General features: G+C 58.1%; 14 protein-coding genes and 2 pseudogenes. 4 read left to right on the top strand and 12 right to left on the bottom strand.

All coding sequences use genetic code 11. From position 1 onward, the window contains the following. Positions 1-51: 51 nt before the first annotated feature. Positions 52-1797 (bottom strand): DNA primase, encoded by a 1746-nt coding sequence (gene dnaG / locus ROR01S_RS06560; RefSeq protein ID WP_064359221.1) that lies wholly within the window; start codon positions 1795-1797, stop codon positions 52-54. A gap of 176 nt (positions 1798-1973) precedes the next feature. Beyond that, positions 1974-2189, bottom strand: coding sequence for a 30S ribosomal protein S21 (gene rpsU / locus ROR01S_RS06555; protein WP_001144069.1), 216 nt, complete (start codon positions 2187-2189; stop codon positions 1974-1976). A 349-nt stretch (positions 2190-2538) separates the two neighbouring features. Between rpsU and tsaD the strand changes: the two genes are divergently transcribed. Beyond that, on the top strand, positions 2539-3552 hold the full coding sequence (tsaD, locus tag ROR01S_RS06550; RefSeq protein WP_064359220.1) for a tRNA (adenosine(37)-N6)-threonylcarbamoyltransferase complex transferase subunit TsaD: 1014 nt from the start codon (positions 2539-2541) through the stop codon (positions 3550-3552). A gap of 42 nt (positions 3553-3594) precedes the next feature. Here tsaD and ROR01S_RS06545 read toward each other — a convergent pair whose 3' ends face one another. From ROR01S_RS06545 to ROR01S_RS06510, 8 genes are all read right to left on the bottom strand, one after another. After that, complete coding sequence (locus tag ROR01S_RS06545; RefSeq protein ID WP_015585696.1) at positions 3595-5202, bottom strand: purine-cytosine permease family protein; 1608 nt, start codon at positions 5200-5202, stop codon at positions 3595-3597. Between the two features lie 156 nt (positions 5203-5358). Further along, positions 5359-5973, bottom strand: coding sequence for an urease accessory protein UreG (ureG, locus tag ROR01S_RS06540; RefSeq protein ID WP_004867829.1), 615 nt, complete (start codon positions 5971-5973; stop codon positions 5359-5361). Between the two features lie 8 nt (positions 5974-5981). Next, positions 5982-6656, bottom strand: a complete 675-nt coding sequence (locus tag ROR01S_RS06535) for an urease accessory protein UreF (protein ID WP_048023343.1) — start codon at positions 6654-6656, stop codon at positions 5982-5984. After that, a complete protein-coding gene (gene ureE, locus ROR01S_RS06530; protein ID WP_064359219.1) occupies positions 6657-7160 on the bottom strand; it encodes an urease accessory protein UreE in 504 nt (167 codons plus the stop codon). 9 nt (positions 7161-7169) lie between these two features. Further along, positions 7170-8873 (bottom strand): urease subunit alpha, encoded by a 1704-nt coding sequence (ureC, locus tag ROR01S_RS06525; protein ID WP_004867822.1) that lies wholly within the window; start codon positions 8871-8873, stop codon positions 7170-7172. Then, complete coding sequence (locus tag ROR01S_RS06520) at positions 8866-9186, bottom strand: urease subunit beta (RefSeq protein ID WP_004867818.1); 321 nt, start codon at positions 9184-9186, stop codon at positions 8866-8868. Before ROR01S_RS06520 ends, ureC begins: the two co-directional genes overlap by 8 nt. 9 nt (positions 9187-9195) lie before the next feature. Next, positions 9196-9498, bottom strand: coding sequence for an urease subunit gamma (locus ROR01S_RS06515; RefSeq protein ID WP_004867816.1), 303 nt, complete (start codon positions 9496-9498; stop codon positions 9196-9198). 9 nt (positions 9499-9507) lie between these two features. After that, the gene (locus ROR01S_RS06510) at positions 9508-10332 is read right to left on the bottom strand and encodes an urease accessory protein UreD (RefSeq protein WP_004867813.1); all 825 of its coding nucleotides are present in this window, start codon (positions 10330-10332) and stop codon (positions 9508-9510) included. Between ROR01S_RS06510 and ROR01S_RS27465 the strand changes: the two are divergent. After that, a pseudogene (locus ROR01S_RS27465) lies at positions 10322-10408 on the top strand (short-chain dehydrogenase); the annotation flags it as partial. The gene ROR01S_RS06510 and the pseudogene ROR01S_RS27465 overlap by 11 nt on opposite strands. A gap of 67 nt (positions 10409-10475) precedes the next feature. On the opposite strand, the gene ROR01S_RS06505 reads toward ROR01S_RS27465, so the two are convergent. Together ROR01S_RS06505 and plsY are read right to left on the bottom strand one after the other, a co-directional pair. Continuing rightward, the gene (locus tag ROR01S_RS06505) at positions 10476-11942 is read right to left on the bottom strand and encodes an MFS transporter (protein WP_015585698.1); all 1467 of its coding nucleotides are present in this window, start codon (positions 11940-11942) and stop codon (positions 10476-10478) included. A 213-nt stretch (positions 11943-12155) separates the two neighbouring features. Further along, the gene (plsY, locus tag ROR01S_RS06500; protein ID WP_004867810.1) at positions 12156-12776 is read right to left on the bottom strand and encodes a glycerol-3-phosphate 1-O-acyltransferase PlsY; all 621 of its coding nucleotides are present in this window, start codon (positions 12774-12776) and stop codon (positions 12156-12158) included. Positions 12777-13006: 230 nt separating this feature from the next. On the opposite strand from plsY, the pseudogene folB reads away from it, so the two are divergent. Then, positions 13007-13400 (top strand): annotated as a pseudogene (folB, locus tag ROR01S_RS06495) (bifunctional dihydroneopterin aldolase/7,8-dihydroneopterin epimerase). A gap of 208 nt (positions 13401-13608) precedes the next feature. Next, positions 13609-14430, top strand: coding sequence for an undecaprenyl-diphosphate phosphatase (gene bacA / locus ROR01S_RS06490; protein WP_004867807.1), 822 nt, complete (start codon positions 13609-13611; stop codon positions 14428-14430). Positions 14431-14456: the final 26 nt, after the last annotated feature.

Here is a 14456-nt window from a genome sequence, read left to right as displayed (position 1 = left end):
CGCGGCTGTCGGGGGCTTCCCGAACGATATTCGGCACTTAAGCCGTGCAATTCATTTTTTTGCCAGCTCCTGACTGATGGTCCAGAGTTCCCGGCGTTCTTCACTGCTTAAACCGTGCGTACGGTCGCGAGCTATCAACTCTTCTTGCCGCAGTTCCAGCAGTGAATCAAACATATGGTTGAGCGCGTCGGTGAAGGTTTTTTCCGCGATATCTTTATCTGCTATATCGTCCCACATCGACAGTTTTTCAAGGGTTGCGGCCTCATTTGTACCGCGATACTGCTCTAAAAGTTGCCCGGTGGTCAGACCTGGCTGAGACAAACAGGTTTTGACCAGTTCGCTGAACAGGCCAAGCCCGGGCATTTTGCGCTGATCCAGGCCCTCTAAAGGCGGAACCAGCGGCGCCAAATCCGGGTTTTGCACCAGCAGTCCTATCAGTATACGCATGGTCGTGCGTTTTAGCTGCGGCGCGGGGCGTGGCGCTCCACTTTCTGTCTGTTTTGGCATTAAACGTTCAAGCTGAGCGTCATCTAAAATCCCCAGCTTGTTGCCCAGCTCCTGACGCAAATAAATGTGCAGCGTTTCACCCGGTACCTGGGTGATGAGCGGCAGCGCTAAGGTACTGAGCTGCGCGCGCCCGTCCGGGGTGCTCAAGTCGACCTGCGGCAGCAGGCTGTTGAACAAAAACGTGGAGAGCGGCTGAGCCTGCTCCATCCGCGCTTCAAACGCCGCTTTACCCTCTTTACGCACCAGCGTATCCGGGTCTTCGCCGTCGGGCAGAAACATAAAGCGTAGCTGACGACCATCGGTCATGTACGGCAGCGCCGTTTCCAGCGCCCGCCAGGCGGCATCGCGGCCAGCCCGGTCGCCGTCGTAACAGCAGATGACCTGGTTGGTCGCCCGGAACAAAAGCTGAATATGGTCGGCGGTGGTCGAGGTCCCCAGCGACGCGACGGCGTAGTTTATGTCGTACTGCGCCAGTGCCACGACGTCCATATAGCCTTCGACAACCAGCAAACGCGGTGGTTCGGCGTTATCCTGCTGCGCTTCATACAGGCCGTACAGCTGACGACCTTTATGGAAAATATCGGTTTCCGGAGAGTTAAGGTATTTCGGCAGGGCATCGCCCAGCACGCGACCACCAAAACCAATCACCCGGCCTCGCTTATCGCGGATAGGGAACATCACCCGTTCGCGGAAGCGGTCGTAACTGCGCCCCTTATCGTTCGTCACCAGCATGCCGGCATCGATAAGCGACTGGCGGTTTTCTTGATTGCCGCCAAAACGTTTTAAGACGTTATCCCAACCGGGTGGGGCGTAGCCAATCGCGAAGCGCGCAATGACCTCGCTGCTTAAGCCACGTTTTGCCAGATACTGGCGCGCAGGGTCGGCGGCGGGTTGCATCAGAGACTGTTGATAAAACGCATTCAGACCGTCCATCAATTGATAGAGACTTTGCCGCTGATGGCGCTCTATTTGACTCGGTCCGTTGCCTGCTTCGTATGGCACTTCGAGGTTGTGCATGGCGGCCAGCTCTTCGACCGTCTCCACGAACTCGAGTTTGTCGTAGTTCATCAGGAAGTCGACAGCGTTGCCGTGCGCACCGCAACCAAAGCAGTGATAAAACTGTTTTTCACCGTTGACGGTAAAAGAGGGGGTTTTTTCGTTATGGAATGGACAGCACGCGTGGTAGTTCTTGCCCTGCTTTTTGAGCTTTACCCGCGCGTCGATCAGATCGACGATGTCGGTGCGCGCCAGCAGATCATTGATAAATACGCGTGGGATTCGTCCAGCCATAGGCCCCGTAAACTATACACACGATCACCAGACGGCCTCAGCGTGGGCTGAACACGTTCTTTCATGATGCGGTGTATCTGCTAATGCATAAACGAAAATAAGCCGCGCATTCCTTCCGGAAGCACGGCCTTACAACAACAACTCAGTCTGAATTGAGGGCTTTGGCCCTCAACAGATTAGTACAGACGAGTGCGGCGTGCGTTTTCGCGAGCCAGTTTCTTCGCGTGACGTTTCACTGCAGAAGCTTTAGCGCGCTTACGTTCGGTAGTCGGTTTTTCATAGAACTCACGACGACGAACTTCCGCCAGAACACCTGCTTTCTCACAGGAACGCTTGAAGCGACGCAGAGCTACGTCGAACGGCTCGTTTTCACGTACTTTAATTACCGGCATGTGCCTCTCACCTTTGATTAATTCGGTTTGCTGCTGGCATCAACGCCAGCTTATTTCAAAATGGTGCGGAATTTTACTGCAATTGCTGCTGCTTTGTAAAGCACCGCTGCCTTTTTTGAAAGGACTTTTATAAGGGTGAGGAGTATACACGAGGGTTGTTCCTGGGGCGAACAAAGTTTTATCTTCGCCGCCTGCAGGCCTTTCTGACGCTGCATGGCGGGCAACGTGCCGCCGGGCGGGTTTTCGCGCCGCGCCGGTTGCCTCGCTGCGCCAACCAGGCACGCTGAGGGTATACATCAACCCGCATTGGTCCTAAACTGCGCGGTATTAGAGCGAGGTAAAACAAGACATGCGTGTACTGGGTATTGAAACATCCTGCGATGAAACCGGCATCGCCATTTATGACGACGAAAAAGGCCTGCTAGCCAATCAATTGTATAGTCAGGTGAAATTACATGCTGACTACGGCGGCGTGGTGCCCGAGCTGGCTTCGCGCGACCACGTGCGTAAAACCGTACCGCTGATTCAGGCGGCGTTGAAAGAGGCCGGGCTGACGGCAAAAGAGATCGATGCTGTAGCCTATACCGCAGGTCCCGGCCTGGTTGGCGCGCTGCTGGTCGGCGCAACGGTAGGGCGTTCGCTGGCCTTTGCCTGGAACGTGCCGGCGGTTCCGGTGCATCATATGGAAGGGCATCTGCTGGCGCCGATGCTGGAAGATAATCCCCCCGCATTCCCGTTTGTGGCGCTGCTGGTCTCTGGCGGCCATACCCAGCTGATTAGCGTAACCGGTATTGGTCAGTACGAGCTGCTCGGCGAGTCTGTCGATGATGCGGCCGGGGAGGCGTTCGATAAAACCGCTAAGCTGCTGGGGCTCGATTATCCCGGCGGCCCGATGCTGTCTAAGATGGCGGCTCAGGGCAAAGAAGGGCGGTTTGTTTTCCCCCGTCCGATGACTGACCGTCCCGGTCTGGATTTCAGCTTCTCCGGCCTGAAAACCTTTGCGGCTAACACTATTCGCAATAACGATGACGACGAGCAGACCCGTGCAGATATCGCCCGTGCGTTTGAAGATGCGGTGGTGGATACGCTGATGATTAAGTGTCGTCGCGCGCTGGAGCAGACCGGCTTTAAACGCCTGGTGATGGCCGGCGGCGTGAGCGCCAACCGCACGCTGCGCGCGAAGCTGGCGGAGATGATGGCAAAGCGCGGCGGCGAAGTGTTCTATGCGCGCCCGGAGTTCTGCACCGATAACGGCGCGATGATCGCCTATGCCGGGATGGTTCGCCTGCGTACCGGCGCTAAACCGGATCTCGGCGTGACCGTCCGTCCGCGCTGGCCGCTTGCTGAACTGCCGGCGGCGTAATCTGCATCACAGGCCGACATTCCGTCGGCCTGCCTTTCTGCTTTACTCCATACTTTTACACAGCGAGCAAATCGCGCCCTGATGTTTGTGCGAGTGCATGACGTCCGGACGTTCGTACTCTTCTTCGCAGCTGACGCACTGGTAAACGGTGATGGACGCATTGCCCTGCGCGTCGTAGCGCGGCTCGCTAATCCCGTCATCATACTGCTTGATGTAGTAGCGCCCGCCGGTGAGGATACCCATCAGCGGCGTCATCACCAGCGCCACGACCAGCGCAATCAGCGGCGAGAATGGCGCCAGCGTGGCACCGAGCAGGCCGAAGAAGGCGCAGATCGACAGGCCGGCCGCCAGAGCAAACGAAACCACCCCCACCGGGTTAACGTTGTAGATCATCCCGCGACGATATTCTGGCTGCGCCGGGGCTAGCCTGAGCAGACCTTTGTTGACGGTGATATCGGTGGCAACCACCACGACCCAGGCAATGGCAAAGTTAGAATAGAAACCAAGAATCCACGACAGCGCGCTGAACATATCGCCCTCCATCAGCGCCAGCGCGATGGCGAGGTTGACGATGACGAAGATAATCCGCCCCGGATAGCGTTTGGTGGTGCGCGTCCAGGCGCTGGTCCACGCCAGCGAGCCAGAATAGGCGTTGGTGACGTTGATTTTAATCTGTGAAATGACCACCAGCACCACGGCCAGGGTTAACGCCAGCCAGCCGGGTACCAGGTTATCAAAGACGCTGACGAACTGCTGTACCGGCTCGGTGTTGTGCACTGCCGGGAAGCGGGTCAGCAGATAAAAGCCGAGGAAGGCGCCGATGATCTGTTTTATCGCGCCTAATACCACCCAGCCAGGGCCTGCGGAAAAGACCGCCAGCCACCAGCTTTTGCTATTTTCCGCCGTTTTGGGCGGCATAAAGCGCAGGTAATCGATCTGCTCGCCGATCTGCATAATCAGCGACAGACAGACGCCGGCGCCGAGCATAATGGCAGTTAAATCGACCTGCGCCGCGTTATTCTTGCCGGCGAAGTTCATAAAGCCATCCACCAACGCCGGGTCTTTGGCAATCAGCCAGGCCACCGGCACCACCATCAGCACCAGCCACAGCGGCGTGGTCCACACCTGCAGGCGGGTCAGGGCTTTCATACCGTAAACGACCAGCGGCAGTACCATCAGGGTGGCGATGAGATAGCCCATCCACAGCGGGATCCCTAATCCAACCAGCAGCCCCTGGGCCATAATTGAGCCTTCAAGGGCGAAGAAGATAAAGGTGAAGCCTGCGAAGATAATGCTGGTGATGACCGAGCCAAAATAGCCGAATCCGGCGCTGCGGGTGATTAAGTCGAGATCGATGTTATAGCGGGCGGCGGTAATCGCCAGCGGGATCCCGGTGAGGAAGATCACCAGCGCCGCCAGCAGGATGGCGTAAATCGCGTTGGTGGTGCCCCATGCCATGCCGATGCTGGCGCCGATGGAGAAGTCCGCCAGATAGGCGATGCCGCCCAGCGCGGTCACGGCGACGACGCCAGGCCCCCAGCGGCGGAAGCTCAGCGGAGCATAGCGGAGTGTATAGTCTTCCAGGGTTTCTCTGGAGCCTGATGGCCCGGTCTGGGCAGGTAACTCAGTTTTGATATCCAGTGATGACATAGTCATTCCTTAATGGTCAGGTATGACTGTAATTAGCAAACCTTATGCCACTTCGTAGAGCAGGCGCCGCAGGGGGCTGTGGGGGAGGGGGGGATAAAAAGAGGGCGTCGAATGCACCATCCGGGCGCGGGCGCGTCCGGATGGTGCAGGAACGTTTTAGCGCAGCATACCTTTGTCGACAAGGAAGGCGATGATGTTGTTCAGGCCATCGCCGCTTTTCAGGTTGGTAAAGGTCCACGGGCGCTCGCCGCGCATACGCATCGTATCGCGCTCCATCACCTCCAGCGACGCGCCCACATACGGTGCAAGGTCGGTTTTGTTGATCACCAGGAAGTCCGACTTCGTGATCCCCGGCCCCCCTTTGCGCGGGATCTTTTCCCCTTCCGCAACGTCAATGACGTAGATGGTCAGATCCGCCAGCTCCGGACTGAAGGTGGCGCTCAGGTTATCGCCGCCGCTTTCCACAAAGATCAGATCGAGGTTGCCGAATTTTTCGCTCAGCGCTTCTACCGCCGCCAGGTTCATCGACGCGTCTTCGCGGATCGCGGTATGCGGACATCCGCCGGTTTCGACGCCGACGATGCGCTCCGGCGCCAGCGCGCCCGCTTCGGTGAGAATACGCTGATCTTCTTTGGTGTAGATGTCGTTGGTGACGACGGCTAACTGCCAGCTGTCACGCATGGCTTTACACAGCGCTTCCAGCAGGGCCGTTTTCCCGGAACCGACCGGGCCGCCGACGCCGACGCGCAGCGGGTGTTTGTAGTTATGCATACTCTCTCCTAGGAACGGAATAATCGGGAATACTGGGTTTCATGCCGGGCGGAAGCAATGGCGGCCAGCGGCGTGGAGGAACCTATCGCGCTATCCGGCGCCGCAAGGGCGCAGGCCATATCCGCCGCGTAGCGATCGCACAGGCGTAAAATCAGCTGCTGGGCCGCCTGCTGGCCGAAGGGAACCAGCTTAACGCCCGCCATGACCGCGCTTTCGATCCAGCTGTAGCCAAGGCTCAGCGCCAGGTCGGGAAGTGCGATTTGCCAACGCACGCCGAGCCACGCCATGCCGGCGAGCTGGCTTTGCCGGCACAAAACGCGCCACGCCGGCGGGCAGTCCGGCTGCCAGTCGGCCAGCAGGCGGGCAAATGCCGCGCCGCGATTACGCTCTTCTTCACGCAGTTCGCGGGTCTCACGGCAGGCGAGCAGCCAGGCGGTCCAGCGCTGTGCTGACGGCAGATCGTCGTTTTCGCATGCCCGATACAGCCGGGCGAACAGAGGAAGATCGACGGTAAAAAAGCTCTGTTCCATCTGCTGCTGCTGCCAGCGTTCAAAAGCGGCGGCATCGGGTACCCAGCCTGCTTCGACTGCCCATTCCAGACCTTGCGACCAGCTATAGCCGCCGACCGGCAGGTTGCTGCTGGCCAGCTGCATCAACCGCAGGCGTTTTTCCGGCGTTGGCATTTAGTGACTGTGCTCGTGATGATGATGATCGTGGCCATGATCGTGACTATGACCGTGGCTGTGGCTGTGGCCGTGGCTTTCGCTGGCGTAGGCGCCGGCTTCCGGTTCAAACGGCAGATGCGCGAAAGTGACCTCCAGGCCGAACTGGCGCAGCATATCGTCCAGCACATGATCGTGGTGATAGCGCAGCTCTCCGGGCATGATTTGCAGCGGAACGTGGCGGTTGCCGAGGTGATAGCAGGCTTTCGCCAGGGTGAACGGATCGTCGCAATGCACCACGGACACGCCTTCATCTGCGGCGATAATTTGCACAAACTCGCTGCCGTCTTCATTGCTGAGCACATCCCCGCCGCGTAGCAGCAGGCCGCGCGGCAACAACAAACCGGCTTCGCGACCGTCGTTGAGGGTGACTTTGATACGACTTTTCACCCGCACATCGATCGGCAGCGTAAGGCTGGCGGTCAGTTTGCCAGGTGAATCCACTCGTTGGGTCAGATAGAGCATCCGGACTCCTTAAAACAGAAAATAACGTTGCGCCATCGGCAGGACATCTGCCGGTTCGCTGGTGATCAGTTCGCCATCGATGCGCACTTCATAGGTTTGCGCGTCGACGGTGATATTGGGCTGCAGGCCGTTATGGATCATGTCGGTCTTTTGTACCGTCCGGCAGCCTTTCACCACCGCCGTGGCGCTCTGCAGATTCAGACGCTGCGCCACGCCACTGTCGACCGCCGCCTGCGGCAGGAAGGTGAGGCGACAGTGATGGCGAGCGCTGCCCAGCGCGCCGAACATCGGGCGGTAGTGCACCGGCTGTGGCGTCGGAATCGAGGCGTTGATGTCGCCCATCGGGGCAATGGCGATCATACCGCCCTTGATCACCGTGGCCGGCTTAACGCCGAAAAACGCCGGGGACCACAGCACGAGATCCGCCAGTTTGCCCACTTCAATCGAGCCGACTTCATGGGCGATACCGTGGGTCAGCGCCGGGTTAATGGTGTACTTGGCGATATAGCGCTTCACGCGGAAGTTGTCGTTATCGCCGCGTTCTTCCGCCAGCGGCCCGCGCTGCACCTTCATCCGATGCGCCACCTGCCAGGTACGCAGAACGACTTCGCCCACGCGCCCCATCGCCTGCGAATCGGAAGAGGTCAGAGAGAAGGCGCCGAGATCGTGCAGAACATCTTCTGCCGCAATGGTTTCCCGGCGGATGCGGGATTCGGCAAACGCCACGTCTTCCGCAATATCCGGATCGAGATGGTGGCAGACCATCAGCATATCGAGATGTTCGTCAATGGTATTGACGGTGTAGGGCAGCGTCGGGTTGGTGGAGGAGGGCAAAATATTGGGGTGTGCGCAGGCGGTAATAATATCTGGCGCATGGCCGCCGCCGGCACCTTCGGTATGGAAAGTGTGGATCGTTCGTCCGGCAATCGCCGCCAGCGTATCTTCAACAAAACCCGATTCATTCAGGGTGTCGCTGTGCAGCGCCACCTGAATATCCATTTCGTCGGCGACCGTCAGCGCGCAGTTGATGGCGGCCGGCGTGGCGCCCCAGTCTTCATGAATTTTCAGGCCGATAACGCCTGCCGCAACCTGTTCGCGTAGCGCGTCCGGGTTTGAGCCGTTGCCTTTGCCCAGCAGACCAATATTCACCGGCAGACTGTCCGCGGCCTGTAGCATCCGCGAGATGTACCACGGCCCCGGTGTACAGGTGGTGGCGTGTGTCCCCGCGGCGGGGCCCGTTCCGCCGCCGACCATGGTGGTGACGCCGGAGACCAGCGCCTCTTCCGCCTGCTGCGGGCAGATCCAGTGGATGTGGGTATCGACGCCGCCGGCGGTGACTATCTTACCTTCGGCGGCAATAACCTCCGTCGCCGCGCCAATGGGGATAGTGACGTCAGGCTGGATATCGGGATTACCCGCTTTGCCGATTGCGACAATACGCCCCTCTTTGACACCAATGTCGGCTTTGACGATCCCCCAGTGATCGACGATCAGCGCATTGGTCAGCACCAGATCGACACAGTCGTCAGCGAGCATTTGTCCCTGGCCCATACCGTCACGGATGACCTTCCCGCCGCCGAACTTGACCTCTTCGCCGTAGGTGGTCAGATCGTCTTCGACCTCGATCCACAGTTCGGTGTCCGCCAGGCGCACTTTATCGCCGGTGGTGGGGCCAAACATGTCGGCATAGGCCTGACGTGAAATATCACTCATTGTTTGCCTCCAGATTTCCCATCACGTCGCCGCGAAAGCCGTATACCGCGCGACGACCGGCGAGCGCCACCAGCTCTACTTCACGTTTTTGCCCTGGCTCAAAGCGGACCGCGGTGCCGGCGGCGATGTTCAGGCGGTAGCCGGTGGCCTGCGCCCGATCAAATTTCAGCGCCGGGTTGACCTCGGCAAAATGGTAATGCGATCCAACCTGAATCGGCCGGTCGCCATGATTCTCAACGATAATGCTGCGGGTGGCGCGGCCAACGTTCAGAGCTATCTGTCCGGGCTGCACCTTATATTCACCTGGGATCATCGCGAAACCTCAGATAATCGGGTTGTGGACGGTGACCAGCTTCGAGCCATCCGGGAAGGTGGCCTCGACCTGGATGTCGGGGATCATTTCGGGTACGCCCTCCATGACCTGTTCGCGGCTTAACACGTGGCGGCCTTCTTCCATCAGCGCCGCGACGCTTTTACCGTCGCGGGCGCCTTCCATAATAAAGGCGCTGATTAAGGCCACGGCTTCCGGGTAGTTCAGCTTCAGGCCGCGGGCCAGGCGACGTTCCGCCACCAGTGCGGCGGTAAACAACAGCAGCTTGTCTTTCTCTCTGGGGGTCAGTTCCATAGCGTTCTCTCAGGTCAACCAGATTCGGGGAAGGACCGGGGACTTTCCGGTCAGATGCGGGCGCATAAACTGCCAGATATCACGCATCGCCCGCTGGCAAAGTAAGTTATCGTCACTTAAAAAGCGCACCGTCAGCAGGCCGTCAGTCAGCGTGGCGCCAGCATAATTGCCCAGCGTCGTGAGTCGTTCCCGCACGCCGTCAAGCAGGGCTTCACTGGCGGGATAGAACAGCAGAGTACCGACCCACGGGTACTGCGCCACGCTGGCCAGACGTCCGTCGGCCAGATGCAGGCGTTCAATGAGCAGCGGGGCATCATCCATCCATACTTCAAGACGATTGCTGAGGGCGCCATGGCTAAAGCTTTCACCGATGACCGGGCGGCCCAGGCACAGCAGATCCCAGGCCAGCAGCGTGCTGGAAGGGCAAAGATGAAAGGCGGTATGCAGACGGGCGCGGGCGCCGGGAAAGAAAATCGCGTCCTGCGGCAGCCACTCCAGCGTCGAGCGTTCCGCCAGCGTCAGACGCTGATGTAAATGAGCCTGCGCGCCGCTGCTGCGGTAAAACTTACTGGCACCGGGCATGGTGATTAACGTGTGGCAGCCGCTATCGAGAGCGGCGCGAATCGTTAGCTCGTCACCACCGACAATCCCGCCCGGCGGGTGGAGTAAGTAGAGATGACAGGTATCGTCTTCAGGATAAAAGGGACGCTGGACGGTGAGCGGACCGACATGACGGGCGGAGGTGAGTACCGTTTTGCCGCCGCGATGTTGAAAATGAAGGTCCAGCGTAGCCTGCCAGCCTTTTTTATTCTCTGGTAACACGGTGCTGTGCAATGTTGTTACGCCCCTGCAAAATCAAGATAAAACAGCAGCGATGAGTATTGATCGGCGCGAAAGTATCTCGATCATATGAAAAGCTTATGAATTAAAAACAAGAAAACAGCCGCCTGTGCGGCGGCCGTTTAGCGAAAAGATTATTACGCCTGATAATCTTCGGCGTCAATGTCATAACCCGACGGTTCCCAGCGAATCGCGAGCAGCGACAGCAGGCCAATCAGCGGCGCGGCGGCGATAATCCAAAAGACCTGGGTATCCAGGGCCGCAACCAGCAGCGGGAAGAGGAACAGCGACAGGGTTGAGCTGCTGCGCATCAGAGTCTGGTTCAGGCCGACACCGACACCGCGCAGCGAAGTTGGATAGCTCAGCGAAGCAAAGGTCATGGTGTGGGCGCCGGGGCCAAACCCCTGGCCGAACAGGAACAGCGCCAGCATCGCCACGGCCGCGATGCCTTCGCCCGCGCCGTGCGGGCGGCCGATCAGCGCCAGTCCCAGCAGCGCCGCCAGCTGGCAACTGTAGCCCGCCAGCGACATCTTCCATGCCCCTAAGCGCGGCACCAGCCGCACTGCCAGCAGGCCGCCGACGAAAGCAAAGAGCAGGTTCAGCGCCAGGGAGATCACAATCGTGGTCAGCATCGACTGAACAAAGAAGCTGGAGATAATCACCGGCAGGCCGAAGGCGACGGCGTTATAGGCAAAGGAAGAGACGACCGACAGCAGCGTAGCGAGGGTGGTCCGCCGCAGATAGACGCCCTGGAACAGACGGAAATAGTTGCTCCACTGCGCTTTTTTCACCACCGGCGTCGGGTTATCCAGCGCGTCCTGCGCCACGTGGGCGTTGATGTTATAGGCCTTGCGCAGAATGGCGGCCGCTTCACGCAGGTTGCCCTGATTGGCGGCCCACACCGGCGACTCGCTCATATAGCGGCTGCGAATGGCGATAATCACCAGCGCAGGAACCGCGCCGAAGCCCAGAATCAGCCGCCACAGCCAGTCGCTGTGGCTTTCCGGCAGTACGGCATAGAACAAGAGCACCAGCAGATATGAAATACTGATAGCGGCGTACCACGTCGGGCACCACATGGCGACGCTGGCCGCTTTGTTGCCCGGCCCCTTAAGCTTTGAGAACTCACTCAGGAAGGCCATCGCCACCGGCAGATCGATACCGACGCCGAGGCCCATGACAAAACGGGCGCCGGTCAGCACGTATTCGTTGGGGGCCAGCGCGCAGGCGATCGCTGCCACCACAAAAAACAGCATATCGGCCATGAAGACGCGGTAGCGGCCGATTTTATCCGTCAGGTAGCCGCCCAGCAGCGCGCCGACGATGGCGCCGAAGGTGATGGCTGAGGCCACCATGCCGGTGCCGGCGGGCGTCAGGTTGAATTCACGGGTAATGTCTTTCAGGCCAAAGGCCAGGGAGCCAAGATCGTAGGCATCGAGAAAGATACCGCCGAGGGCGATACCCATAACAATCCGCGCATTGGTACGCCCGCTGCTGCCCTCATTGATTAAACGCGATACGTCAGCGGCGCCGCGTATCCACTGTACTTCCCCGCCAGGCGACCCCGCCGCTGCGACCGGAGCCGCGTTGATTACGTCTGTCATGATGTTGTTCTGTGCTGTCTTATAAAGGATTCAGAGTAAACATCGCGGCAGGCAGGGATAAATTATTTTTGGTTATAAGACATAGCTAAGTGATTGTTGTGAAATGATTATCTTTTTCTGGCCGGTGAGTTCAGGAGGATTGGCTGCCAAAAAGGGTAATTCAGAGAGAATGTCGGGATAAAGGGGGCCCGGCGCGAGCCACCGGGCGCCAGATTATTTCTGCTCAGGCGTTTTTTTGTTCTTTTTCAGCCGGGCCCAGATTTTGGTTTCCTGGCGCCGCCACAGACGCTGAATATTGTCGTGATGGCGCAGCAGAATCAGGCAGGAGAGCATAGAAACCGGGAAGGTATACTGCGGTTTGAACCACCAGACGTAGAAAGGAGCAATCAGCGCGCTGACAATAGCCCCGAGCGAGGAATAGCCGCTGAGCAGGATGGTCAGCAGCCAGGTACCCGCCATGACGCCGGTCAAATCCCAGCCGATGGGCGCGATTGCGCCGAAAGCGGTCGCCACGCCCTTACCACCGCGGAAGTTAAAGAATACCGGCCAGATATGGCCTACGCAGGCCGCAATGGCGACCAGACCCAGCCAGAAAGGCGTCAGGCCGAGCGCCCAGGCACCCCAGACGGGCAGCATGCCTTTGAGCACATCAAAAATAAGAACCGTTACGGCTGCTCCCTTGCCGCCAATTCGTAGTACGTTTGTCGCCCCAGGATTGCCGGAACCGCTATCGCGAGGATCGGGCAGGCCAGCGAGACGACACACCAGAATGGCGCTGGAAATTGAGCCGCAGAGGTAGGCAAGGATAACCAGTCCAGGCGCGATTGCACTCATCAGCTGTTCCATTTTGAAAATGTCGTTTTGTCCCCGCTATCCTTCGCGTCGCTGATGCGCTGGCGCACTTCTTTCGTGCCGTCATCGGAGCGTGCATGGAGCCAGAACGCTTGCTGCGCCGCTGCTTTCCTGCAATGCGAATTATTTAGGGGATGTCTTTGCATCTGTGGATAATACGCATAATTCGCCGGAAGTGGTATCCGGTTTAGCCAAAAAGCAGGCAGGTCGTGATGGATATTGTATTTATAGAGCAACTTTCGGTAATCACCACTATCGGTGTTTACGACTGGGAACAAACCATTGAACAGAAGCTGGTGTTCGATATCGAAATGGCGTGGGACAACCGCAAAGCGGCGAGCAGCGATGATGTCAATGATTGCCTCAGCTATGCTGATATCAGCGAGCTGGTGATTGGTCACGTTGAAGGCGGACGTTTTGCGCTGGTGGAACGTGTCGCGGAAGAGATTGCCGATCTGCTGCTGGAAAAATTCCCCTCGCCGTGGGTGCGGATTAAAGTCAGCAAACCGGGCGCCGTTGCCCGGGCGGCAAACGTGGGCGTGATTATCGAGCGCAGTCGGACGTAGCCTTAATCTGAAACAAAACTTTTCAGGTCATACTCGTTAAACAAATTGCGTTTATACCGGTCACAGGATCCGGCTATCGGGATATTTAATTGCCGCTCAGGGTCAGGACAGCACTCGAAATTTACGCGTACTCCGTGTACGCTCCGATTTCCTGCGCCGTCCGTCTCCAGACTGGCCGCATCAATATCACCTGATGGAATGGTTCAGCGTATCTGGTTTTTTCATTTTACTTTTAAAGGGTTTATTGGATGAGCGATATACACTCGCTGCTGGTGGCGGCAATATTGGGTGTGGTTGAAGGGTTAACGGAATTTTTACCTGTTTCCAGTACTGGCCATATGATTATTGTCGGCCATCTGCTGGGCTTTGAAGGCGAGACGGCAAATACTTTTGAGGTGGTCATTCAGTTAGGTTCTATTCTTGCCGTTGTCGTCATGTTCTGGCGTCGTCTGTTTGGTCTGATCGGTATTCATTTCGGTAAACCACCGGAACATGAAGGTCAGGGAAGCGGCCGTTTATCGCTGATTCATATTTTATTAGGGATGGTTCCGGCGGTGGTGCTGGGTCTGTTGTTCCACGATACCATCAAATCGTTGTTCAACCCGGTCAACGTCATGTATGCGCTGATCGTGGGTGGCCTGCTGCTGATCGCGGCGGAAGTGCTGAAGCCAAAACAGCCGCGTGCCGTCGGTATTGATGATATGACCTATCGCCAGGCATTTATCATCGGCTGCTTCCAGTGCCTGGCGCTGTGGCCCGGTTTCTCTCGCTCCGGTGCGACCATTTCCGGTGGGATGCTGATGGGCGTAAGCCGCTATGCGGCGTCAGAGTTCTCCTTCCTGCTGGCGGTGCCGATGATGATGGGGGCGACCGTGCTGGATGTGTATAAGAGCATCGGTTTCCTCAACGCCAGCGATATTCCGATGTTTGCCGTCGGCTTTATTATGGCGTTCATCGTGGCGCTGATCGCGATTAAAACCTTCCTGCAGCTGATTAAACGTATTTCGTTTATCCCGTTTGCTATCTACCGTTTTGTCGTCGCGGCAGTGGTTTACGTTATCTTCTTCTGAGTTTTCAGCGCCGGTAAAACCGGGCC

This window comes from Klebsiella ornithinolytica NBRC 105727 = ATCC 31898, assembly GCF_001598295.1.
GTDB lineage: Bacteria > Pseudomonadota > Gammaproteobacteria > Enterobacterales > Enterobacteriaceae > Klebsiella > Klebsiella ornithinolytica.
Note: the sequence above shows the minus strand (reverse complement) of the source record. Positions and strands in the feature narration are given on the sequence as shown.

Bases quoted from the DNA above. Each gene is read 5' to 3' on its own strand.
- ureC (WP_004867822.1), bottom strand. From the start codon at position 8,873: ATGAGTGATATTTCACGTCAGGCCTATGCCGACATGTTTGGCCCCACC.
- ROR01S_RS06515 (WP_004867816.1), bottom strand. From the start codon at position 9,498: ATGGAACTGACCCCCAGAGAGAAAGACAAGCTGCTGTTGTTTACCGCC.
- ROR01S_RS06505 (WP_015585698.1), bottom strand. From the start codon at position 11,942: ATGACAGACGTAATCAACGCGGCTCCGGTCGCAGCGGCGGGGTCGCCT.
- dnaG (WP_064359221.1), bottom strand. From the start codon at position 1,797: ATGGCTGGACGAATCCCACGCGTATTTATCAATGATCTGCTGGCGCGC.
- ROR01S_RS06545 (WP_015585696.1), bottom strand. From the start codon at position 5,202: ATGTCATCACTGGATATCAAAACTGAGTTACCTGCCCAGACCGGGCCA.
- plsY (WP_004867810.1), bottom strand. From the start codon at position 12,776: ATGAGTGCAATCGCGCCTGGACTGGTTATCCTTGCCTACCTCTGCGGC.
- rpsU (WP_001144069.1), bottom strand. From the start codon at position 2,189: ATGCCGGTAATTAAAGTACGTGAAAACGAGCCGTTCGACGTAGCTCTG.
- ROR01S_RS06535 (WP_048023343.1), bottom strand. From the start codon at position 6,656: ATGCCAACGCCGGAAAAACGCCTGCGGTTGATGCAGCTGGCCAGCAGC.
- ROR01S_RS06520 (WP_004867818.1), bottom strand. From the start codon at position 9,186: ATGATCCCAGGTGAATATAAGGTGCAGCCCGGACAGATAGCTCTGAAC.
- ureG (WP_004867829.1), bottom strand. From the start codon at position 5,973: ATGCATAACTACAAACACCCGCTGCGCGTCGGCGTCGGCGGCCCGGTC.
- ureE (WP_064359219.1), bottom strand. From the start codon at position 7,160: ATGCTCTATCTGACCCAACGAGTGGATTCACCTGGCAAACTGACCGCC.
- tsaD (WP_064359220.1), top strand. From the start codon at position 2,539: ATGCGTGTACTGGGTATTGAAACATCCTGCGATGAAACCGGCATCGCC.
- bacA (WP_004867807.1), top strand. From the start codon at position 13,609: ATGAGCGATATACACTCGCTGCTGGTGGCGGCAATATTGGGTGTGGTT.